The 19835-nt window shown below is 59.0% G+C and carries 17 protein-coding genes and 5 tRNA genes; 14 read left to right on the forward strand and 8 right to left on the reverse strand.

Annotation, left to right across the window (positions count from 1 at the left end):
* Position 1 precedes the first annotated feature (1 nt).
* From AOA61_RS02570 to gltS, 4 genes are all read left to right on the forward strand, one after another.
* Positions 2–77 (forward strand) — tRNA-Gly (locus AOA61_RS02570).
* Positions 78–180: 103 nt separating this feature from the next.
* Positions 181–256 (forward strand) — tRNA-Glu (locus AOA61_RS02575).
* A gap of 3 nt (positions 257–259) precedes the next feature.
* Positions 260–335 (forward strand) — tRNA-Gly (locus AOA61_RS02580).
* Between the two features lie 249 nt (positions 336–584).
* The gene (gene gltS / locus AOA61_RS02585; RefSeq protein ID WP_095184274.1) at positions 585–1796 is read left to right on the forward strand and encodes a sodium/glutamate symporter; all 1212 of its coding nucleotides are present in this window, start codon (positions 585–587) and stop codon (positions 1794–1796) included.
* An 80-nt stretch (positions 1797–1876) separates the two neighbouring features.
* Here gltS and AOA61_RS02590 read toward each other — a convergent pair whose 3' ends face one another.
* Positions 1877–3616, reverse strand: a complete 1740-nt coding sequence (locus tag AOA61_RS02590) for a dipeptidase (RefSeq protein WP_099601082.1) — start codon at positions 3614–3616, stop codon at positions 1877–1879.
* Positions 3617–3831: 215 nt separating this feature from the next.
* On the reverse strand, positions 3832–4458 hold the full coding sequence (locus tag AOA61_RS02595) for a hypothetical protein (protein ID WP_099601084.1): 627 nt from the start codon (positions 4456–4458) through the stop codon (positions 3832–3834).
* An 89-nt stretch (positions 4459–4547) separates the two neighbouring features.
* Between AOA61_RS02595 and AOA61_RS02600 the strand changes: the two genes are divergently transcribed.
* Positions 4548–5495 (forward strand): LysR family transcriptional regulator, encoded by a 948-nt coding sequence (locus AOA61_RS02600; RefSeq protein WP_032889233.1) that lies wholly within the window; start codon positions 4548–4550, stop codon positions 5493–5495.
* Here AOA61_RS02600 and AOA61_RS02605 read toward each other — a convergent pair whose 3' ends face one another.
* Both AOA61_RS02605 and AOA61_RS02610 read right to left on the reverse strand, forming a co-directional pair.
* Positions 5496–5903 (reverse strand): PA2817 family protein, encoded by a 408-nt coding sequence (locus tag AOA61_RS02605; protein ID WP_010567536.1) that lies wholly within the window; start codon positions 5901–5903, stop codon positions 5496–5498.
* Positions 5904–5978: 75 nt separating this feature from the next.
* On the reverse strand, positions 5979–8426 hold the full coding sequence (locus tag AOA61_RS02610) for an acyl-CoA dehydrogenase (RefSeq protein ID WP_099601085.1): 2448 nt from the start codon (positions 8424–8426) through the stop codon (positions 5979–5981).
* 191 nt (positions 8427–8617) lie between these two features.
* Here AOA61_RS02610 and AOA61_RS02615 point away from each other — a divergent pair, with 191 nt between their 5' ends.
* The 4 genes from AOA61_RS02615 (at position 8618) to AOA61_RS02630 (ending at position 11792) form a co-directional block, all read left to right on the forward strand.
* The gene (locus tag AOA61_RS02615) at positions 8618–9277 is read left to right on the forward strand and encodes a transglutaminase family protein (protein ID WP_099601086.1); all 660 of its coding nucleotides are present in this window, start codon (positions 8618–8620) and stop codon (positions 9275–9277) included.
* Between the two features lie 54 nt (positions 9278–9331).
* Complete coding sequence (locus AOA61_RS02620) at positions 9332–9949, forward strand: glutathione S-transferase family protein (RefSeq protein ID WP_099601087.1); 618 nt, start codon at positions 9332–9334, stop codon at positions 9947–9949.
* A gap of 134 nt (positions 9950–10083) precedes the next feature.
* The gene (locus AOA61_RS02625) at positions 10084–11016 is read left to right on the forward strand and encodes an ABC transporter ATP-binding protein (RefSeq protein WP_099601089.1); all 933 of its coding nucleotides are present in this window, start codon (positions 10084–10086) and stop codon (positions 11014–11016) included.
* Positions 11013–11792 carry an ABC transporter permease gene (locus tag AOA61_RS02630; RefSeq protein WP_032889243.1) on the forward strand — a complete coding sequence of 260 codons (780 nt, stop codon included), beginning with the start codon at positions 11013–11015 and terminating at the stop codon, positions 11790–11792. Before AOA61_RS02625 ends, AOA61_RS02630 begins: the two co-directional genes overlap by 4 nt.
* 125 nt (positions 11793–11917) lie before the next feature.
* Here the strand turns inward: AOA61_RS02630 and AOA61_RS02635 are convergent, their stop codons facing one another.
* Positions 11918–12457 carry a TetR/AcrR family transcriptional regulator gene (locus AOA61_RS02635; RefSeq protein ID WP_095184280.1) on the reverse strand — a complete coding sequence of 180 codons (540 nt, stop codon included), beginning with the start codon at positions 12455–12457 and terminating at the stop codon, positions 11918–11920.
* Positions 12458–12548: 91 nt separating this feature from the next.
* Here AOA61_RS02635 and AOA61_RS02640 point away from each other — a divergent pair, with 91 nt between their 5' ends.
* From AOA61_RS02640 to AOA61_RS02650, 3 genes are all read left to right on the forward strand, one after another.
* Positions 12549–13748, forward strand: a complete 1200-nt coding sequence (locus AOA61_RS02640) for an MFS transporter (protein WP_099601090.1) — start codon at positions 12549–12551, stop codon at positions 13746–13748.
* An 88-nt stretch (positions 13749–13836) separates the two neighbouring features.
* On the forward strand, positions 13837–14985 hold the full coding sequence (locus AOA61_RS02645; protein WP_099601091.1) for a TDT family transporter: 1149 nt from the start codon (positions 13837–13839) through the stop codon (positions 14983–14985).
* A 68-nt stretch (positions 14986–15053) separates the two neighbouring features.
* Entirely contained in the window at positions 15054–16928 is a 1875-nt protein-coding gene (locus AOA61_RS02650) for an MFS transporter (protein WP_032889250.1), read from the forward strand.
* A 117-nt stretch (positions 16929–17045) separates the two neighbouring features.
* On the opposite strand, the gene sugE is transcribed toward AOA61_RS02650, so the two are convergent.
* The 3 genes from sugE to rdgC all read right to left on the reverse strand — a co-directional run bounded on the left by sugE (position 17046) and on the right by rdgC (position 19505).
* Positions 17046–17360 carry a quaternary ammonium compound efflux SMR transporter SugE gene (gene sugE, locus AOA61_RS02655; protein WP_095184284.1) on the reverse strand — a complete coding sequence of 105 codons (315 nt, stop codon included), beginning with the start codon at positions 17358–17360 and terminating at the stop codon, positions 17046–17048.
* Positions 17361–17465: 105 nt separating this feature from the next.
* Positions 17466–18431 (reverse strand): bile acid:sodium symporter family protein, encoded by a 966-nt coding sequence (locus AOA61_RS02660; RefSeq protein ID WP_032885981.1) that lies wholly within the window; start codon positions 18429–18431, stop codon positions 17466–17468.
* Between the two features lie 153 nt (positions 18432–18584).
* A complete protein-coding gene (rdgC, locus tag AOA61_RS02665; RefSeq protein ID WP_010567523.1) occupies positions 18585–19505 on the reverse strand; it encodes a recombination-associated protein RdgC in 921 nt (306 codons plus the stop codon).
* Positions 19506–19664: 159 nt separating this feature from the next.
* On the opposite strand from rdgC, the gene AOA61_RS02670 reads away from it, so the two are divergent.
* Positions 19665–19740, forward strand: a tRNA-Val gene (locus AOA61_RS02670).
* Positions 19741–19759: 19 nt separating this feature from the next.
* Positions 19760–19833, forward strand: a tRNA-Asp gene (locus AOA61_RS02675).
* Positions 19834–19835 lie beyond the last annotated feature (2 nt).

Below are 19835 nucleotides of genomic sequence, written 5' to 3' on the forward strand. Positions count from 1 at the left end.
TGCGGGAATAGCTCAGTTGGTAGAGCACGACCTTGCCAAGGTCGGGGTCGCGAGTTCGAGTCTCGTTTCCCGCTCCATTTTAAGCGGTGTTGCTTTCGGGCGGCGCTGAGTGAAACCAGGACCAAGTCTTCGGATGAGGCCTCTGGGCACTGAAATACACACCATGTGTTTCAGTAGCGTGTCCCCTTCGTCTAGTGGCCTAGGACACCGCCCTTTCACGGCGGTAACAGGGGTTCGAGTCCCCTAGGGGACGCCATTTGCGGGAATAGCTCAGTTGGTAGAGCACGACCTTGCCAAGGTCGGGGTCGCGAGTTCGAGTCTCGTTTCCCGCTCCATATTCAAGAAAAAAGCCACTCAAGCGAGTGGCTTTTTTTTGCCTGCGATTTACGTAAAGGGGCTTCGGCCTCTTTTTTCATTCTTACAGGTTCCAGATGTGCTTTTCCTGGTAAAGCCATCTGTTGCGCCGCTGATGTGGTGGGTCTTGTAGGAATAGTCTGTACTTTCCGTGAGGTTGATGCGAATTGGTCCCGCTGTCTCTACTCTGGCGTGCCTATTTTCCTTGTTCACCTCAGAGAGCTGCCCGGATGTTACAGCTGGACTTCTATTCAACCCTGGTCGCCGCGTCCCTTGTGCTTTTGCTTGGCCGCTGGCTGGTTGCCCGCATAGGCTTTTTACGCGCCTACAATATTCCCGCGCCGGTAGCCGGCGGCCTGGTGGTCGCTTTAGTGCTTTTGGCGTTGCGGGGGCTAGCCGATATTGAGGTGCGCTTCGACCCTTCGTTGCAAACCCCGTTGATGCTGGCATTTTTCGCCACTATTGGACTGAACGCGGATTTCGCCAGTTTGAAGAAAGGCGGCCGAATCCTGGCGATCTTTCTGTTGGTCGTGACCACACTGCTGGTGGTGCAAAACGCCATGGGCATCGCATTGGCCAAGGCCTTGGGACTCGACCCGTTGATGGGCTTGCTTGCCGGCTCGGTGACGCTGTCAGGCGGACACGGTACGGGTGCCGCCTGGGGGACTGTGTTCAGCGAGAAGTATGGCGTGGCCTCCGCGTCAGAATTGGCGATCGCCTCCGCAACCTTCGGCTTGGTACTCGGGGGCTTGATTGGAGGTCCGGTTGCCCGCTTGCTGATCAAGCGGGTCCAGGTGCCTGGTATTGAGCAGGTGCAGCCACGCCTGCCCAAGGGCTTCGAGCAACCGAACAGGGAGCGTTTGATTACCCCGTTCTCATTCATCGAAACCCTCGCGTTGCTTGCGATCAGCCTCCAGGTCGGCACCTACCTCAACGGCTTCCTTCAAGGCACAGCACTGGAGTTGCCCACTTTCGTCTGTGTGCTGTTTGTCGGCGTCGTGCTGCGTAACGGCTTGTCGGCGCTGGGCTGGCATCAGGTGTTCGAGCGCGAGGTATCGGTGCTGGGCAATGTCAGTCTGTCGTTGTTCTTGGCTATTGCCTTGATGTCGCTCAAGCTGTGGGACCTGGCAGCACTCGCCTTGCCGATTGTCATCCTGCTGGCCGCGCAGGCGTTGCTGATGGCGCTGTTTGCGATTTTCATCACGTTCCGGGTCATGGGCAGCAATTACGATGCGGCAGTGCTGGCCGCAGGGCACTGCGGGTTCGGGCTCGGTGCCACGCCGACGGCGATTGCCAACATGCAGGCGGTGACGCAACGCTTCGGGCCATCACAGATTGCGTTTCTGGTGGTGCCGATGGTGGGCGCATTCTTTATCGATATCACCAATGCGGTGGTGATCAAGTTGTATCTGGCGCTGCCGTTCCTGGGCGCGGCGGGTTGACGCGTTAACCCCTGCGCCGCACACAAAAACGCCGATCAGCAATGATCGGCGTTTGTTGTTGGGGAGCGCTTCAGTCGCTATCAGAGCTTGGGCAGCTGTCCGATACGCCCCATCATTTCGGTGACGATCTGCAGATCCAGCAAGAACTGGTCGACCGTCTTGAACTCATTGTCGGTATGCCCGGTGTACTTCACTTCCGGTCGCGCCAGGCCAAATTGCACACCGTTGGGCAACTCGTGCACGGAGGTCGCTCCAGCCGAGGTGCCGAACTTGTGTTCCATGCCCAGGTTTTCGCTGGCTACCGCGAGTAAGGCCTTCACCCATTCACCTTCCGGGTTGCGGAACATCGGCTCGGCCACCGAGTAGGTGAAGTCCACGTTGACCTTGGTTTTCTTGTCCCAGGCGCTCAACTTTTCGGCGATCTCGTCCTTGAGCTGCTCCGGGGATTTACCCTTCGGCACCCGGAGGTTGACTGCCAGCTTGAAAGCCTTTTCATCCAGCCCGACAAAGGTCGGTGAGGTGGTCAGCGGGCCCATGAAATCATCCGCAAAACCCACGCCCAATTTGCCACCCAAGTAATCCAGGCCCCAATTGTCGGACGCATACCGCGCAGCGTCGGTGATGTGGTTGTGCTTGAGAGCGATCTTGCCGTCGACGCTGTGAATCAGCTCCAGCATGCGCGCCACCGGGTTGATGCCGGACTCCGGCTCGGAGGAGTGCGCCGACACGCCGGTGACAGTCAGCTTGACGTCCTTGCCGTTGACCTTGGCGCTCACCTCAAAATCGCCACCGTTGCGCTTGACGTATTCCGTGCCGGCCTTTTGGAGGCTGGCTGCTAATTCCTTAGGGTTGTCGCTGATAAACGTGGCCACCGACGCCGATGGAATCTGGTTGGTGGCCATGCCGCCGGTCATTGCGATGATTTCTGCGCCTTTGCCTTCCCCTTTGCGGCGGGGGAAGGTGGCCATGACGGTGCCATAACCTTTTTCGGCAATCACCACCGGATAGCCGCCATCCAGCGCAAGGTTGTATTGCGGTGTCGGGTTGCGTTCGAAGTAGTAAGGGATCGCGTCTCCGGAGGTCTCCTCGGTGGTATCCACCAGCAGTTTGAAATTGCGCGCCAGCGGCAGCTTTTCTTCCTTGATCACTTTCATGGCATACATAGCCACCACGATGCCGTTTTTATCATCCTCGGTACCACGGCCATACATGCGGTCGCCGATCAGCGTGACCTTGAACGGATCAAGCTTGGTGCCGTCTTTCAGTACCCAGTTTTCCGGGGTTACCGGCACCACGTCGGCGTGGGCGTGGATGCCCACCACTTCGTCGCCGCTGCCTGCCAGGGAAATTTCGTACACGCGGTTGTCGACGTTACGGAAGTTCAGGTCAAAGGTCTTGGCCAGGGCCTGTAGCTTGTCGGCAATCCGGGTGAATTCTGGATTCTTGTATTGCGGAACACCGTCTACGTTGAAGGTTGGGATTTCCACCAGTTCGCGCAGAGTTTCTAGGGCGGCTTTTCCGTATTTAACTCGGGTGTAAATACCCAGCAAGCGATGGATCTCGTTCTGCTGGTCGGCGGTCAGGGGCTGGTTGTCGAGGAAGACGCTGATTGCAGGGCCTACATCCGCCGTTTTGCCCAGGTCTCCCTTGGCTAGTGTGCTGAGGAAACCACGAAAGTCGGTGACCGAAGTTTCGTTGAAGCTCTTCAGAATTGCCGTGCTTTGCTGCGGGGTGATATTGGCAAAGGCGGGAGTGCTCATCACCGAAAGGCTCGCCGCGAACAGGGTCGCAGCCGCCAAATGTTTGAGAGGGAAGTGCATGGCTAAAGGCATTCCTTTGCAAAGGGAAAGTAGGAGATTTCTGATCAATGTGTCAGAAACATTTCCACACACTAACACTGCAAAGGTGTGCCGGGGAGGCCGTAAGAAGGCTTATCTAAAAACTCGATAGCCCCCTTGAATGCTTATTTCGCAACGTCGTGACCTGCGTTTTAGAGGCCGCGCAGCTCATTGTGCTCGGCGAGAGCGATTGCGGTTCAGTCAAGGCTGTAACGTACCGACAGCGCGCCCTTTTTTTCCGACAAGGCAAGGATCGTCACCTCACCCAGCTCGCCCAGTGTTTGCACATGGGTGCCACCGCAAGCGTACGTGGGCAACTCACCGAAACCTACTTCGCGGATGCCTTCGTCCAGGGTCATATGGCGTGGGTAGTCTGCGGCGATCCATTGGTTGATCTGCTGCTGGAGGGTTTCGGCGTCGATGGCTTGCGCGGTTTCGCCACGGATAAAGGTGATCTTGCCTTCGCCCGGCCAGTGGTGGGCCTTGATTGGCATCCAGCCCAGGGTTTCGCCGGCGTTGCCGATCAAATGCCCGGCGGAATGCAGGCGCGTGTGCAGGGCGCGGCGTGATTCATCGACCCGCGCATTGATGGCGCCCAGTGGCACAGGTTGGTTGAGATAGTGCACCACGCGATCAACCTCCTGAGTGACGCGCAGTACCCGGGCTTCACCCAGCCAACCGGTGTCGGACGGCTGGCCGCCGCCTTGGGGGTGAAAAATCGTCGACTGCAAAATGACCGCAAACTGGTCCTCGAAGGGCGTGCAACCCAGCACTTCAAGCTCTGCGGTGAGGTGGTCATGGGTGAAAAACAGGCGCTCGGTCATTTTCTACATCCGCATCAGGGTTCTGCGGGCAGTATAAATGCTGCCGGATTAGGTGATAATCCGCTCAATTATCAATGGACCTGTGCGTCATGAGCATCAATCTTCCGTTACCGCTGCTGGGTGAAATGGCGATTTTCGTCAAGGTGGTAGAGACCGGCAGCTTCTCCGAAGCGGCACGGCAACTGAGTGTCTCGCCGTCGGCGGTGAGTCGCAGTATTTCGCGCCTGGAAAAAGCCCTGGCTACCCGGTTACTGCAACGTACCACGCGAAAACTGCGCCTGAGCGACGGGGGGGAAGAGGTATTCAAGCGCTGCCAGGAGATGGTCAGCGCTGCGCGCTCGGTGATGGAAATCAGCGGTCAATTCACCCATGAGGCTGAGGGCCTAGTGCGTGTCAGTGTGCCCAAGGCGGTCGGGCGGTTTGTGGTGCATCCGCATATGCCCGAGTTCCTGCGGCGATATCCCAAGGTGGATGTGCAATTGATCCTGGAAGACCGGCAGGTGGACATGATCGATGACAATGTTGATCTGAGCATTCGCATCACCGACAGCCCGCCGCCGGGCCTGGTGGGGCGCCAGCTATTGCCGATTGAACATTTGCTTTGCGCTACGCCGCAGTATTTGGCCGAGCACGGTACACCGGAGCATCCCCACGACTTGTTGGAGCACAGCTGTATCTACCTTGGCGAAACCCCGGGCGACTCGCGCTGGAAGTTTCGCCAGGGAGGTAGGGCGGTGACCGTCAGCGTGCGTGGGCGTTATGCCGCTAACCACACCGGCGTGCGGCTGGATGCGGTGCTGCAGCATGTGGGGATTGGCAGCTTGCCGTACTTTACAGCGCGTCATGCATTGGAGGAGGGGCGGTTGGTGCAGGTGCTGCCGGGGTGGGATTTTATTGCGTCCTACCATGGCGAGGCGTGGTTGCTGCATTCGCCCACGCGCTACCTGCCGCCTAAGCTGCGGGTGTTCATTGATTATTTGGTGGAGTGTATGGCGAAGGAGCCGACGTTGCGTCGGCCCTCTGGTGTGGTTGGCTGATCAGTGCTTGCTCTGATCCTGGGGCATGGCCAGCAACTGTTTTTCCTGGTTCCAGTCGAACGGTTCGTCGTTCTGTTCGGCCTCAAAGCGACGTTCTTCCAAGGCTTGGTAAAGGTCCAGTTCTTCGTCGGGCATGAAGTGCAGGCAGTCGCCGCCGAAGAACCACAGCAGATCGCGTGGTACGAGGTGGGCAATTTGCGGGTAGCGCAGGATGACCTGGCTCATCAAGTCCTGCCCCAGGTACTGGCTTTCGATCGGGTCGATGGGCAGCAGCGCGCGCAATTCGTCGAAGCGCTCCAGGAACAGGGTGTGGCTTTCCTCGGGCACCTGTTCGGCTTCGCCGACGGCAACCAGGATGCTGCGCAGGTGGTCGAGCAAGACGAGATGATCGGCAACGACGTTGGACACGAGATAAGTCCTCTAAAGCAAAAACGGGCGCGAGAGTATATAGCTCTCGCGCCCGTATTTATATGACCGCTCGACTCAGCGGACTTTACCCTCAGCCTGGGTCAACTCTTCCTTGCTGAAATCATCCACGTCGATCACCTTGCGTCGTGCTGCCTCGGCGTCACGCAGGGTCTGTGCTTCGGCCGGTTGCAGCACCCCGGCGTGCAGTGCTGCGTCGATGGCATGCTCGCCGGCGCTCGGTTTGACCTGGCCGCTTTTGAGCGCAGTGTGGAGTTTTTTCTGCAGCGGATGGCTGGCACCCAGCAGGTCGTAGGCATGTTGCAGGGCGCCTACCGGATCGTCCGCCGATTGCGGGCGATAGCAGCCGGCCAGCAATTCTTCCAGGGTTGGATCGCCTTTGGCGCGGCCTATCACTGCGGCCACTTCGGCATCCAGTGCATCGGACGGCCCCGTGTGGCGACGGCCGAACGGGAATACGATCACCCGCAAGAGGCATCCGAGCACCTTGTTTGGGAAGTTGCTCAGCAACTCATCCAGCGCGCGTTCCGACTCGCCGAGGCTTTCTTCCATGGCCCAGGCGAACAGCGGTTCCAGGTGGTCCGGTGAATCCAGGTCGTGATAACGCTTGAGCGCCGCTGAGGCCAGGTACATATGGCTCAGTACATCCCCCAGGCGTGCCGACAGGCGTTCGCGGCGTTTCAATTCGCCACCCAGCAGCATCATGCTCAAGTCCGCTAGCAGGGCGAACGCCGCAGCTTGGCGGTTCAGCGAACGGAAATAACCCTGACTCAAGCGGTTGCCCGGCGCTTTCTCAAAGCGGCCAATACCGAGGTTCAGTACCAGGGTGCTGGCGGCGTTGCTCACGGCAAAACCGATATGCTGCATCAGCAGGCCGTCGAATTCCTTTAGCGCCTGGTCGTGATCTTCGCGGCCGGCCAGGGCCATTTCCTTGAGTACGAACGGATGGCAGCGGATGGCGCCCTGGCCAAAGATCATCAGGTTGCGCGAGAGGATGTTCGCGCCTTCCACGGTGATGAAGATCGGCGCGCCTTGCCAGCTACGGCCCAGGTAATTGTTCGGGCCCATGATGATGCCCTTGCCGCCGTGCACATCCATGGCATGGCTGATGCACTCGCGGCCCCGTTCGGTCAGGTGGTACTTGAGAATCGCCGACAGCACCGAAGGCTTTTCCCCAAGGTCGACGGCATTGGCGGTGAGCATGCGCGCGCTGTCCATCAGCCAGGCGTTGCCGCCGATGCGAGCCAGGGCTTCCTGGATACCTTCGAAGGCCGACAGCGGTACGTTGAACTGCTCGCGCACCTGGGCGTATTGGCCGGTCACCAGACTGGTGAACTTGGCAGCGCCGGTGCCGACTGCTGGCAGGGAAATCGAACGGCCCACCGACAGGCAGTTCATCAGCATCATCCAGCCCTTGCCGAGCATTTCCTGGCCGCCGATGAGGAATTCCAGGGGGATAAACACATCTTTGCCAGAGTTGGGGCCGTTCATAAACGCGGCGCCCAGGGGCAGGTGACGACGGCCGATTTCCACGCCAGGAGTGTCGGTGGGAATCAACGCCAGGCTGATGCCCAAGTCTTCCTCTTCGCCCAGCAAGTGGTCCGGGTCATGGGCCTTGAAGGCCAGCCCGAGCAAGGTCGCGACCGGCCCAAGGGTGATGTAGCGTTTTTCCCAGTTCAGGCGAAGACCGAGGGTTTCCTTGCCTTCCCATTCACCTTTGCAGATCACGCCCGTGTCGGGCATGGCGCCCGCATCGGACCCTGCCAGTGGGCCGGTGAGGGCGAAGCACGGAATGTCATCGCCACGAGCCAGGCGCGGCAGGTAGTGGTTGCGTTGTTCGTCGGTACCGTAGTGCAGCAGCAGCTCGGCCGGGCCGAGGGAGTTGGGCACCATCACGGTTGAGGCGAGGTCGCCGCTGCGGGTGGCAAGCTTCATTGCGACCTGGGAGTGGGCGTAGGCGGAAAAGCCTTTGCCGCCATATTCCTTGGGAATGATCAGGGCGAAGAAACCGTGGGTCTTGATGTGCTCCCAGGCGGCTGGAGGCAGGTCCATGGCCTGACCGATTTCCCAGTCGCTGACCATGGCACAGAGTTCTTCGGTTGGGCCGTCGATAAAGGCCTGTTCCTCTTCGGTCAGTTGGACCTTGGGGTAGGCAAGCAACTTGTCCCAATCGGGGCGACCGCTGAACAGCTCGCCGTCCCACCACACGGTGCCCGCGTCGATGGCATCGCGCTCGGTTTCGGACATGGGCGGCAGGACTTTTTGGAACCAACTGAACAGCGGCTTGGTGAAGTATTGGCGACGCAGGTCGGGCAGCAGCAACGGCGCTGCGACGGCGGTGATCAGCACCCAGAAGATCAGCAGCAGCCAGCCCGGTGCATGGCTCCAGGCGCCCATCGCCAGCAGGTAGACGGCGACCACGCCCAAGGCGGGCAGGGGCGCGGTGCGGCGATGTGCCAGGTAGGCAATGCCGACCACCAGAACCAGTATCCACAACAACAGCATATTCAATCCTCCGTGAAACCAGGGGCGAAACCACCAAGGAGCTTAGTCGGCATCCGAGAAAGCGCGGCAGTCAGGGTGTAACGAGTTGTACGCAAAGCACCGATCTACAGGCGCCGACATTTGGCCGAATCGTCGTTATCTCTATGGCAGACCTGTCGTTAAACTCCAGGCTTCCTTCGGAGATAACACTCATGGAAACGTACCTGAGTCCCAGCCGCTTCATCGATAGTGACCACCCTGCGGTGGTGGAGTTCGCCGAAAAACATCGCGGAACCCGCGCGGATTTAACTGACCAGGCAGTCAGTCTCTATTACGCCGTGCGTGAGGCGGTGCGCTATAACCCCTACACGTTCAGCCGCGACCCAGACACCTTGAATGCCAGCTACGCCCTGGCCACCCCTGAAAGCTACTGCGTGCCCAAGGCCACGTTGCTCGCTGCCTGCGCGCGCCACTGTGGTATCCCGGCGCGCATAGGCCTGGCGGATGTGCGCAATCACCTGTCGACGCCGCGTCTGCTCGCGTTGCTCAAGAGTGATGTGTTCGCCATGCACGGTTACACCGAGCTGCACCTGAACGGTGGCTGGGTCAAAGCCACGCCGGCGTTCAATCAGCAATTGTGCGCGGTGTTTGATGTGCCGCCGCTGGAATTTGATGGGCTCAACGACAGTGTGTTTCACGCGTTCAATCGTCAGGGCCAACGCTCGATGGAGTACGTGGTGGACCATGGGCAATTTGCTGATGTACCCGAGCATTTGTTCTTCACCCATATTCAGAAATGCTACCCGCACCTGTTTGTCGAAGACATGCCAAACCTGTTGGGTGATATGCAGAGCGATTTAAGCCGCGGGTGAACCGGCGTATGCTGCTGCGTCCATAGCCATGTTCATCAACAATAAGGCGCGGTCATGCTGAAGATCTGGGGTCGTAAAAATTCATCAAACGTCAGGAAAGCACTATGGTGCGCCGAGGAGCTCGGCCTGGACTATGAAGCAATTGATGCGGGCGGGGCTTTTGGTGTGGTCGACACCCCGCAATATCGGGCACTGAATCCCAATGGGCGGGTGCCGATGATTCAGGACGGTGACTTTGTGTTGTGGGAATCCAACACCATCGTGCGTTATTTATGCGCGAAGCATGCGTCGGAATTTTACCCGAGCGACCCGCAAGCCCGAGCAAGCGCAGAGAAGTGGATGGACTGGACAACCTCCACCTTGGCTGAGCCCTTCAAAGCGGTGTTCTGGGGTGTCCTGCGTACTCCGGCGAAAAAACAGAACTGGGACAGTATCAACGCCGGGCGCCAGGCGTGTATCGATGCGCTCAAAACAGTCGATCAAGCCCTCGCCGAGCAGCCTTACTTGTCCGGCAACGCGTTCGGCATAGGCGATATCCCCCTGGGATGCTTTGCGTATGCCTGGTTCGAGATGCCCATCGAACGCCCCGCAATGCCCCATCTGGAAGCCTGGTACCAGCGTCTGCAACAGCGTCCGGCTTATCGCAAAGCGGTCATGACCGCGTTGACTTAATACTGACTATTAATACAGGTGACTGTACTTGTGCGGCGCAGCCAAGCACCATGCTTGTCATGCGCCGCCGTTGAACTACGTGCGCTGCGCGCTCATCTACTCTTTCTATTCCCTTCTTTGGTGCGTATTCCGATATGAGTTCCGCTCTGTCCATCCGGCAGCTAACCAAAACCTACGGCAACGGTTTCCAGGCCCTGAGTGGTATCGATCTGGACGTTGCCGAAGGTGATTTCTTCGCCTTGCTCGGCCCCAACGGTGCCGGCAAATCCACCACCATCGGCATCCTCTCCACCCTGGTCAACAAAACCAGCGGCACGGTGAATATCTTCGGCCATGACCTGGACAAATCCCCGGCGGCGCTCAAGCGTTCCATCGGCGTGGTGCCCCAGGAATTCAACTTCAACCAGTTTGAAAAAACCTTCGACATCGTCGTGACCCAAGCCGGTTACTACGGCATCCCGGCGAAAGTTGCCAAGGAACGCGCCGAGCAGTACCTGACCCAGTTGGGCCTTTGGGACAAGCGCGACGTGCCGTCCCGTTCATTGTCCGGCGGCATGAAACGTCGCCTGATGATTGCTCGCGCCCTGGTGCATGAGCCGCGGCTGCTGATCCTCGATGAACCCACCGCCGGCGTGGACATTGAGCTGCGTCGCTCGATGTGGACCTTCCTCACCGAGCTGAACGAGAAGGGCATCACCATCATCCTCACCACCCATTACCTGGAAGAGGCTGAACAGTTGTGCCGCAACATCGGCATCATCGACCACGGCACCATCGTCGAGAACACCAGCATGCGTAACCTGCTGGGCCAGTTGCATGTGGAGACTTTCCTGCTCGACCTGAAGAACAATCTGTCGGCGCCGCCGCAATTGCTTGGCTACCCAAGCCGCCTGGTGGACAGCCACACCCTGGAAGTCCAAGTGGATAAAGTCATGGGCATCACCGCGCTGTTTACGCAGCTGGCGACCCAGAACATCGAAGTGCTGAGCCTGCGTAACAAAACCAATCGCCTTGAGGAGTTGTTCGTGTCCCTGGTGGAGAAAAATCTGACGAAGGTGGCGGTATGAGTTCCGAACTGCAACCCAACCTCGTCGCACTGCAAACCATCGTTTACCGCGAAGTGAAGCGCTTTACCCGAATCTGGCCGCAGACCTTGCTGCCGCCGGCGATCACCATGGTTCTGTACTTCGTGATCTTCGGTAACCTGATCGGCCGGCAGATCGGTGATATGGGCGGCTTCACTTACATGGAGTACATCGTGCCGGGCCTGATCATGATGTCGGTGATCACTAACTCCTACGGCAACGTGGTCTCAAGCTTTTTCGGCAGCAAATTCCAGCGCTCCATCGAAGAACTGATGGTCTCGCCGGTGTCGCCGCACACTATCCTGCTTGGCTACACCGCTGGCGGTGTGTTGCGTGGCTTGATGGTCGGGGTGATCGTGACGCTGCTGTCGCTGTTCTTCACCCACCTGCAAGTGCATCACCTCGGGGTCACCATTCTGGTGGTCGTGCTGACGGCGACGATTTTCTCGCTGCTGGGTTTCATCAACGCCGTATTCGCACGCAACTTCGATGATATTTCGATCATCCCGACCTTTGTGCTGACGCCGCTGACTTACTTGGGCGGGGTGTTTTACTCCATCACTTTGCTGCCGCCGTTCTGGCAGACGGTGTCGCTGGCCAACCCGGTGCTGCATATGGTCAACGCGTTCCGTTACGGCATCCTGGGTGTGTCGGATATCAAGATCAGTGTGGCGATCACTTTCATGATCGTGGCGACGGTGGTGTTGTATATCGGTTGCGCGAAGTTGCTGGTGAGCGGGCGTGGGATGCGTACCTGAGTACTGACCCGAACGCGTAAAAAATGTGGGAGGGGGCTTGCTCCCGATTGCGCTATGTCAGTCAGCTTATCTGTAGCTGACACATCGCAATCGGGAGCAAGCCCCCTCTCACATTTGGTTTTGTGTCAGGCCTTCAGTGCCAGTTCGATCAGCGCGTGCAGTTCTTCAACTTTCAGTGGCTCGGTTGAGAACAGAATACGAAACACCGTCGGCGCCGCCAGCAAGTTGATCAAGCGGTCGACGCTGGGCGGGTTGTCATCTGGATAGCGATCAACAATCGCTTGAAGCTGCCCACTTAAGATGCTCACGCAATACCCGGGTGTCAGGCTGCATTGCACGTCGCGCATCATGTTTCGCCCCGGTTCTGAACTCATCTCATCCAGATATTGCTCGGCCCAGGCTTGCAGATCACCGCGCAGGGTCCCGGTGTTGGCCGGCTCGCTATCAGGCCGCATGCGCGCCAGCGCCACATCGGCCAGAAGCATGGAAAGGTCGCCCCAGCGCCGGTAGATGGTCGAGGGCGTGACGCCTGCGCGGGTGGCAATCATCGGCACGGTGACACTGGAGCGCTCCTGGGTTTTCAGCAGCTCACGCACGGCCGAATGAACGGATTCTTGTACCCGGGCACTACGCCCCCCCGGGCGGAGGCCTTCTTTAATCGCCATGTTTATGACCTTAACACAAAGAATTTGCTTTAAGCGTTGGTCAGTAGCACACTCCGCAAAAGCAAAATATTAGCTTTAGTGGAGCGTGCCTATGTCCAGCCGTATTTCTCATCGTTCGAGCCTGGTGTTCCTGGCGATCACGTTGCTGACGTTTCTCGCGGCTTCCAGCGCGCCGACACCGTTGTATCACCTGTATCAGGAGGGGCTGCATTTTTCGGCAGGCATGCTCACGTTGATCTTTGGCGTTTACGCCTTGAGCCTCTTGGCGGCGCTGTTGACCGTGGGCTCGCTGTCGGACCACCTGGGACGCAAGCCAGTGATTTTTGCTGCGTTGGTCCTGAATATGCTGGCGATGCTGCTGTTCATCAATGAGGGCAGCGTGGCCTGGCTGATTGCCGCGCGTACCGTGCAAGGGTTTGCCACCGGGATGGCCACGGCGGTGCTGGGCGCGGCATTGCTCGACACCGACCGTCAACAGGGCCCGCTGGTCAACAGTGTTGCGCCTCTGCTGGGTATGGCGTGCGGGGCGATGGGCAGCAGTTTGCTGGTGGAGTTCGCGCCGCTGCCGACGCAGTTGATCTACTGGACGCTGCTGGCGCTGATGCTGGTGCAGGCGCTTTATGTATGGCGCCTGCCGGAAACCGTTGATCGCATTCCCGGTGCAGTGGCATCGCTGCGCCCAACGCTGCATGTGCCGCCCCAGGCGCGTCGAGCGTTGTGGCTTTCGCTGCCGGTGGACGTGGCGGTGTGGGCAATGGGGGGCTTTTACTTGTCCCTGGCGCCGTCGCTGGTGCGGGCGGCGACAGGCTCTACGTCGAACCTTATCGGTGGTGGCTTGGTGGCGGTGCTGACATTGAGCGGGGCGCTGGTGATCTTCACCCTGCGCAATCGACCGGCCAGTAAGGTACTGCGCCTGGGCGCTGCGCTGTTGGCTGTGGGGGTGGCGCTGATCCTCACGGCAGTTCACAGCGCCAGCCTGCCGCTGTTTTTTATCGCCACGTTGATCGCCGGTGGCGGCTTCGGCGCCGGCTTTCTCGGCGCATTGCGCAGTGTGGTGCCGCTGGCCTTGCCCCATGAACGCGCAGGCTTGATGTCGGCATTCTATGTGCTGAGTTATTTGGCGTTTTGTTTGCCTTCGCTGCTGGCGGGCAACCTGATTCGCAGCTTTGGCCTGATCGCCACCACCGACGGTTACGGCGCAGTCCTCATTCTGCTGGCCCTCGGGGCGTTGGTCGCTTTGCTGCTGCAGGATTCGGCAAAGTCCAAGGCGGCCTGCATATCTGCAAAGTAGATAACAGTTAGAGATATTACCCGTTATATAGATATTCGATCAGGTTCTATGATGGTCTCAACCTCATGCGAGGAAGAGGATTTTCATCATGACCTGCTCGAATACCATCAGCTACAAGCCTTTCAGTCACCTGGCCCGTCCTCGGGAAGTGATCCGCCAGTTCACCCCCAACTGGTTCGCCGCGACCATGGGCACCGGCGTACTGGCGCTGGCCCTGGCGCAGTTGCCGGTAAATATGCCCGGTTTGCATGCCATTGCCGAAGGGTTGTGGTGGTTCACCATCGGCCTGTTCATCCTGTTCAGTGGCTTGTATGCCGCGCGTTGGTTGATGTTTTTCCACGAGGCGCGGCGGATCTTCGGGCACTCCACTGTCTCGATGTTCTTCGGCACCATTCCCATGGGCCTGGCGACCATTCTCAATGGCTTGCTGCTGTTTGGCCTGCCGCGTTGGGGTGGCGATGTGATCCCGCTGGCCGAATCCCTGTGGTGGCTGGATGTGGCGATGGCACTGGCCTGCGGTGTGCTCATCCCCTTCATGATGTTCACCCGCCAAGAACACAGCATCGACCAGATGACGGCTGTCTGGTTGCTGCCGGTGGTGGCGGCCGAAGTCGCTGCAGCCAGCGGTGGCCTGCTCGCACCGCACCTGGCGGACGCTCACTCGCAACTGATAATGCTGGTGACCAGCTACGTGTTGTGGGCGTTTTCCCTGCCGGTGGCGTTCAGCATTTTGACCATCCTGATGTTGCGCATGGCCCTGCATAAACTGCCTCACGCCAACATGGCTGCGTCGAGCTGGCTGGCGCTCGGCCCCATTGGCACTGGTGCCCTTGGCATGTTGCTGCTGGGCGGCGATGCGCCAGCGATCTTTGCCGCCAATGGCTTGCCTGGCGTGGGTGAAATGGCCAATGGTCTCGGCCTGGTTGCTGGTATCACCCTGTGGGGCTTCGGCTTGTGGTGGATGCTCATCGCTGTACTGATAACCCTGCGTTACCTGCGCGCTGGCATTCCCTTCAATCTGGGCTGGTGGGGCTTTACCTTCCCGCTGGGCGTGTACGCCCTGGCCACGTTAAAGCTGGCGAGTCTGTTGCAACTGGGGTTCTTCAGTGTATTTGGTTGCGTGTTGGTGATGGCATTGACGCTGATGTGGTTGATCGTGGCCAAGCGCACCGTGCAAGGCGCTTATAAAGGTGAGCTTTTTGTTTCGCCATGCATTGCAGGCCTAGCGAATAAGTAAGCGGGATTAGGTAAAGTCTTGGCCTGACAACCTATAAGCCTTCAGGCCACGCAGGAACACGGACGACGATGAGCCATCCTTCGCAATTCACCTTGCTGCGCACACGGCGTTTTCTGCCGTTCTTCATCACCCAGTTGCTGGGCGCTTTCAACGACAACATTTTCAAGCAATCGCTGATCCTGGCGATCCTCTACAAACTCACCATCGACGGTGACCGCTCGATCTGGGTCAACCTGTGCGCCTTGTTGTTTATCCTGCCGTTCTTCCTGTTCTCGGCGCTGGCCGGGCAGTTTGGCGAGAAATTCAACAAGGACGCACTGATCCGCGTGATCAAAATCGGCGAGATCGTGATCATGGCCGTGGGCGCCACGGGCTTCCTGACTAACCACCTGGAATTGATGTTGCTGGCGCTGTTTGCCATGGGCACTCACTCGGCGCTTTTCGGCCCTGTGAAGTACTCGATCATGCCCCAGGCCCTGCACGAAGATGAGCTGGTGGGCGGTAATGGCCTAGTGGAAATGGGCACGTTTTTGGCGATCCTGGCCGGCACCATTGGTGCCGGGATCATGATGTCGTCCACCCATTACGCGCCGATCGTGGCGGTGGCGATTGTCGGCGTGGCGGTGCTGGGTTACCTGGCCAGCCGCAGCATTCCACGAGCAGCGGCGTCTACGCCGCAACTGCGCCTGGACTGGAATATTTTCACCCAGTCCTGGGCCACCCTGCGCATGGGGCTGGGGCAGACGCCGGCGGTGTCACGCTCCATTGTCGGCAACTCCTGGTTCTGGTTTGTCGGCGCGATCTACCTGACCCAGATCCCGGCCTACGCCAAGGAATGGTTGTACGGCGATGAAACCGTGGTGACCCTGATCCTCACGGTGTTCTCGGTGGGCATCGCCCTCGGCTCAATGCTTTGCGAAAAACTCTCCGGGCGTAAGGTCGAAATCGGCCTGGTGCCGTTCGGTTCATTCGGCTTGACGGTGTTCGGCCTGTTGCTGTGGTGGCACTCTGGCGGGTTTCCGCAGAACGTGCAGGCCAATGACTGGCTGGCGGTGCTCAGTTATGGCCAGGCCTGGTGGGTGTTGATCGATATCCTTGGCCTCGGCGTGTTTGGCGGCTTCTATATCGTGCCGCTGTATGCGCTGATCCAGTCACGAACCGCCGAGAACGAGCGCGCGCGCGTGATCGCTGCCAACAACATCCTCAATGCTCTGTTCATGGTGGTGTCGGCGATTGTTTCGATCCTGTTGCTGAGCGTGGTCAAGCTGTCGATCCCTGAGTTGTTCCTGGTGGTGTCGCTGCTCAACATCGCGGTCAACACCTACATCTTCAAGATCGTCCCTGAGTTCACCATGCGCTTCATGATCTGGCTGCTCAGCCATTCCATGTACCGCGTGGAACACCGTAACCTGGAGGCCATTCCTGATGAGGGCGCGGCCTTGCTGGTGTGCAACCACGTGTCCTTTGTCGATGCGCTGTTGATTGCCGGCTCGGTGCGTCGTCCGATCCGTTTTGTCATGTATTACAAGATCTACCGCTTGCCGGTGCTCAACTTCATCTTCCGCACCGCTGGTGCGATTCCGATTGCCGGACGCAATGAAGATATTCAGATCTACGAAAAGGCCTTCACGCGAATTGCCCAGTACCTGAAGGAAGGCGAGTTGGTGTGTATCTTCCCGGAAGGCAAATTGACCGCCGATGGCGAGATGAATGAGTTTCGTGGTGGAGTTACGCGGATTTTGGAGGAGACGCCGGTACCGGTGATTCCGATGGCGTTGCAGGGGTTGTGGGGAAGTTTCTTCAGCCGCGATCCGAACAAGGGGATTTTCCATCGGATCTGGTCGCGGGTAGTGTTGGTAGCTGGCGAGCCTGTCGATGCAGAGGCGGCGACGCCTGAGCAGTTGCAGGCGGTGGTTGGTGTTTTGCGGGGGAGTGTCAGGTAGTTCTGTACTGGATGTATTGGCCTCATCGGGGGCAAGCCCCTTCCTCCATTAGACCGCGCTCGTCACAACAGCTCGGTCAAATGGGGGAGGGGGCTAGCCCTTGATGGCGGTAGCAGCCTAAGTGCTGATCTTGAGGCCAATAAGCCCGCAAATGATCAGCGCCACACTGGCCAACCGAAACAACGCCATGGATTCCCCAAACAGGATAATACCGGCGATCACGGTGCCCACCGCACCCACCCCGGTCCAGATGGCGTAGGCGGTACCCAGTGGCAGTTCCTTCATGGCCAGCCCCAGCAGGCCGAGGCTGATAGCCATGGCGGTGATGGTCAGGGCGGTGGGCAGTGGCTTGCTGAAACCGTCGGTGTACTTCAGGCCGACGGCCCAGCCGACTTCAAACAACCCGGCAAAAAACAGAATGATCCAGGACATGATGACCTCGCTTCTTCAGGCGGGGTCGTCCCCGGATTCAACGCTCGTTGGCGTCGCGAGGTCGTCCCCGCGAAGCCCGTAGAGTGCCGAAAACGGATCGGGCGATCAAGTTTGCGGGGTGTTCTCCAGGATGCGACGGTCTTCCTTCTCGCTCATGCGTCGGAAGTACGTCGACAGCAACGCCCCGGAAATATTGTGCCAGACGCTGAACAGTGCACTCGGCACTGCCGCCAGTGGCGAGAAATGCGCACTGGCCAACGCGGCGCCCAGCCCAGAGTTCTGCATGCCGACTTCCAGTGCCAGCGACTTGCGTTGTGCCAACGGCAGCTTGAACAGTCGCCCAGTGAAGTAGCCCAGCAAGTAGCCGAAGCTGTTGTGCAGCATCACCACGGCCATGATCAGCAGGCCCGATTCGGCAATCTTCGCCTGGCTGGCGGCAACCACCGCCGCGACGATGATCACGATGCTCACCACCGACACCAGTGGCAATACGTCCACCGCGTGGCGAACCCGCTCGCCAAGTACGCGCTGTGCGATCACGCCAAGCACGATCGGCAGTAGCACCACTTGCAGGATCGACCAGAACAGCTCCATGAACGATACCGGCAGCCAGGCCGAGGCCAGCAGCCAGATCAAAGCTGGCGTGAGCAGCGGGGCGAGGAGGGTGGTGACAGCAGCGATGGCCACGGACAGCGCCAGGTCGCCCCGGGCCAACCACGTCATCACGTTGGACGATGTGCCACTTGGGCAGCAACCGACCAGGATCACGCCGACGGCAATTTCCGGCGGCAGGTGGAATGCCTGGCACAGCAACCAGGCCACACCCGGCATGATCACAAAGTGCGCAACCACGCCGAGTGCCACGCGCCACGGGTGGCGTGCGACTTCGGCGAAGTCTTCGAGTTTTAGGGTCAGCCCCATGCCGAACATCACCAGACCCAGCAGCGGGACGATGGCGCTTTTCAGCCCGATGAACCAGCTCGGTTCGAGGAAGGCGAGCACGGCGAAAATCAGCACCCAGTAGGCGAAGGTATTGCCGACGAAGCGGCTCAAGGCGGCGAGTGCGCGCATGGGGGTGTCCTTGTTGTTAGATTCTTGAAGTGCAAATGCGATCAAATGTGGGAGGGGGCGTGCCCCCGATGGCGGTATGTCAGCCAACATGTGCGTAGCTGACACACCGTAATCGGGGGCAAGCCCCCTCCCACATTTTGATCTTCAAACGGCTTAGATGCCCTGTGGCGTTTCTTCGCCGCCGAGTGCTTCGATCAACGCCGGCAGGAATTCACCGAAGGTCAGCATCATCAGGGTAAAGCTCGCATCCAATTGACCCAGTGCCTCGTCGCCGCCGTCCTGTTCCGCCTGATCTTGCAGCAGATCTTCGAACTTCAGGCGCTTGACGGTCATCTTGTCGTCGAGCATGAAGGACAGCTTGTCCTGCCAGGCCAGGGACAGTTGGGTCACCACTTTGCCGGTGGTCAGGTGCAACTGGATTTCTTCGCCAGTCAGGTCCTGACGCTTGCAGCGCACGATGCCGCCGTCTTCGTGGGTGTCACGCAGCTCGCATTCATCCAGGACGAAGAAGTCATCGGCCGGTTTCTGGGTGGTGACCCAGTCGGTCATGATCGCGGTTGGCGCGGTTTTTACGGTGAGTGGGCGTACTGGTAGGGTGCCGATCACTTCTCGCAGGGTGGAAAGCAGGTCTTCGGCGCGTTTCGGGCTGGCCGAGTTGACCAGGATCAGGCCTTGTTTCGGCGCGATAGCGGCGAAGGTCGACGAGCGACGGATAAATGCGCGTGGCAGGAAGGCCTGGATGATTTCATCCTTGATCTGATCGCGTTCCTTCTTATAGACCTTACGCATCTGCTCGGCCTCGATCTCTTCGACTTTCTCTTTAAGTGCGTCACGCACTACGCTGCCCGGCAGGATGCGTTCTTCCTTGCGCGCGGCAATCAGCAGGAAGTCACCGCTGACGTGGACCAGGGGAGCGTCTTCACCTTTACCGAAAGGCGCGACGAAACCGTAAGTGGTCAACTCCTGGCTTGCACAAGGGCGCGCCAGTTTGGTGGCCATGGCCGCTTCCAACGCCTCGGCATCAACAGGCAGATCTTGGGTCAGGCGATAGATAAGCAGGTTCTTGAACCACATGGGGTGAGTCTCTCCTTTATACAAAGGGGGGCATTATTCTCTTGATAGCGCCCCAGGCCAACCCTGCCTAAGCCATTGGAAGGCCTCAAAAAAAAGATTTAAGAAAGTGCTTGCCAGACCTAGGGTCGCTCCGTAGAATGCGCGCCACACCGAGACGAAGGGTGATTAGCTCAGCTGGGAGAGCATCTGCCTTACAAGCAGAGGGTCGGCGGTTCGATCCCGTCATCACCCACCATTCGCTTCATGTGTTACGCGCAGCGGTAGTTCAGTCGGTTAGAATACCGGCCTGTCACGCCGGGGGTCGCGGGTTCGAGTCCCGTCCGCTGCGCC

The sequence above is a fragment of the Pseudomonas sp. 2995-1 genome, assembly GCF_002742505.1.
In the GTDB taxonomy this organism is placed as follows: Bacteria; Pseudomonadota; Gammaproteobacteria; order Pseudomonadales; family Pseudomonadaceae; genus Aquipseudomonas; species Aquipseudomonas sivasensis.

Excerpts from the sequence above, each read along its gene's own strand:
- gltS (WP_095184274.1), top strand. The coding sequence starts at position 585 with ATGTTACAGCTGGACTTCTATTCAACCCTGGTCGCCGCGTCCCTTGTG.
- AOA61_RS02590 (WP_099601082.1), bottom strand. The coding sequence starts at position 3,616 with ATGCACTTCCCTCTCAAACATTTGGCGGCTGCGACCCTGTTCGCGGCG.
- AOA61_RS02595 (WP_099601084.1), bottom strand. The coding sequence starts at position 4,458 with ATGACCGAGCGCCTGTTTTTCACCCATGACCACCTCACCGCAGAGCTT.
- AOA61_RS02600 (WP_032889233.1), top strand. The coding sequence starts at position 4,548 with ATGAGCATCAATCTTCCGTTACCGCTGCTGGGTGAAATGGCGATTTTC.
- AOA61_RS02610 (WP_099601085.1), bottom strand. The coding sequence starts at position 8,426 with ATGCTGTTGTTGTGGATACTGGTTCTGGTGGTCGGCATTGCCTACCTG.
- AOA61_RS02615 (WP_099601086.1), top strand. The coding sequence starts at position 8,618 with ATGGAAACGTACCTGAGTCCCAGCCGCTTCATCGATAGTGACCACCCT.
- AOA61_RS02620 (WP_099601087.1), top strand. The coding sequence starts at position 9,332 with ATGCTGAAGATCTGGGGTCGTAAAAATTCATCAAACGTCAGGAAAGCA.
- AOA61_RS02625 (WP_099601089.1), top strand. The coding sequence starts at position 10,084 with ATGAGTTCCGCTCTGTCCATCCGGCAGCTAACCAAAACCTACGGCAAC.
- AOA61_RS02630 (WP_032889243.1), top strand. The coding sequence starts at position 11,013 with ATGAGTTCCGAACTGCAACCCAACCTCGTCGCACTGCAAACCATCGTT.
- AOA61_RS02635 (WP_095184280.1), bottom strand. The coding sequence starts at position 12,457 with ATGGCGATTAAAGAAGGCCTCCGCCCGGGGGGGCGTAGTGCCCGGGTA.
- AOA61_RS02640 (WP_099601090.1), top strand. The coding sequence starts at position 12,549 with ATGTCCAGCCGTATTTCTCATCGTTCGAGCCTGGTGTTCCTGGCGATC.
- AOA61_RS02645 (WP_099601091.1), top strand. The coding sequence starts at position 13,837 with ATGACCTGCTCGAATACCATCAGCTACAAGCCTTTCAGTCACCTGGCC.
- AOA61_RS02650 (WP_032889250.1), top strand. The coding sequence starts at position 15,054 with ATGAGCCATCCTTCGCAATTCACCTTGCTGCGCACACGGCGTTTTCTG.
- sugE (WP_095184284.1), bottom strand. The coding sequence starts at position 17,360 with ATGTCCTGGATCATTCTGTTTTTTGCCGGGTTGTTTGAAGTCGGCTGG.
- AOA61_RS02660 (WP_032885981.1), bottom strand. The coding sequence starts at position 18,431 with ATGCGCGCACTCGCCGCCTTGAGCCGCTTCGTCGGCAATACCTTCGCC.
- rdgC (WP_010567523.1), bottom strand. The coding sequence starts at position 19,505 with ATGTGGTTCAAGAACCTGCTTATCTATCGCCTGACCCAAGATCTGCCT.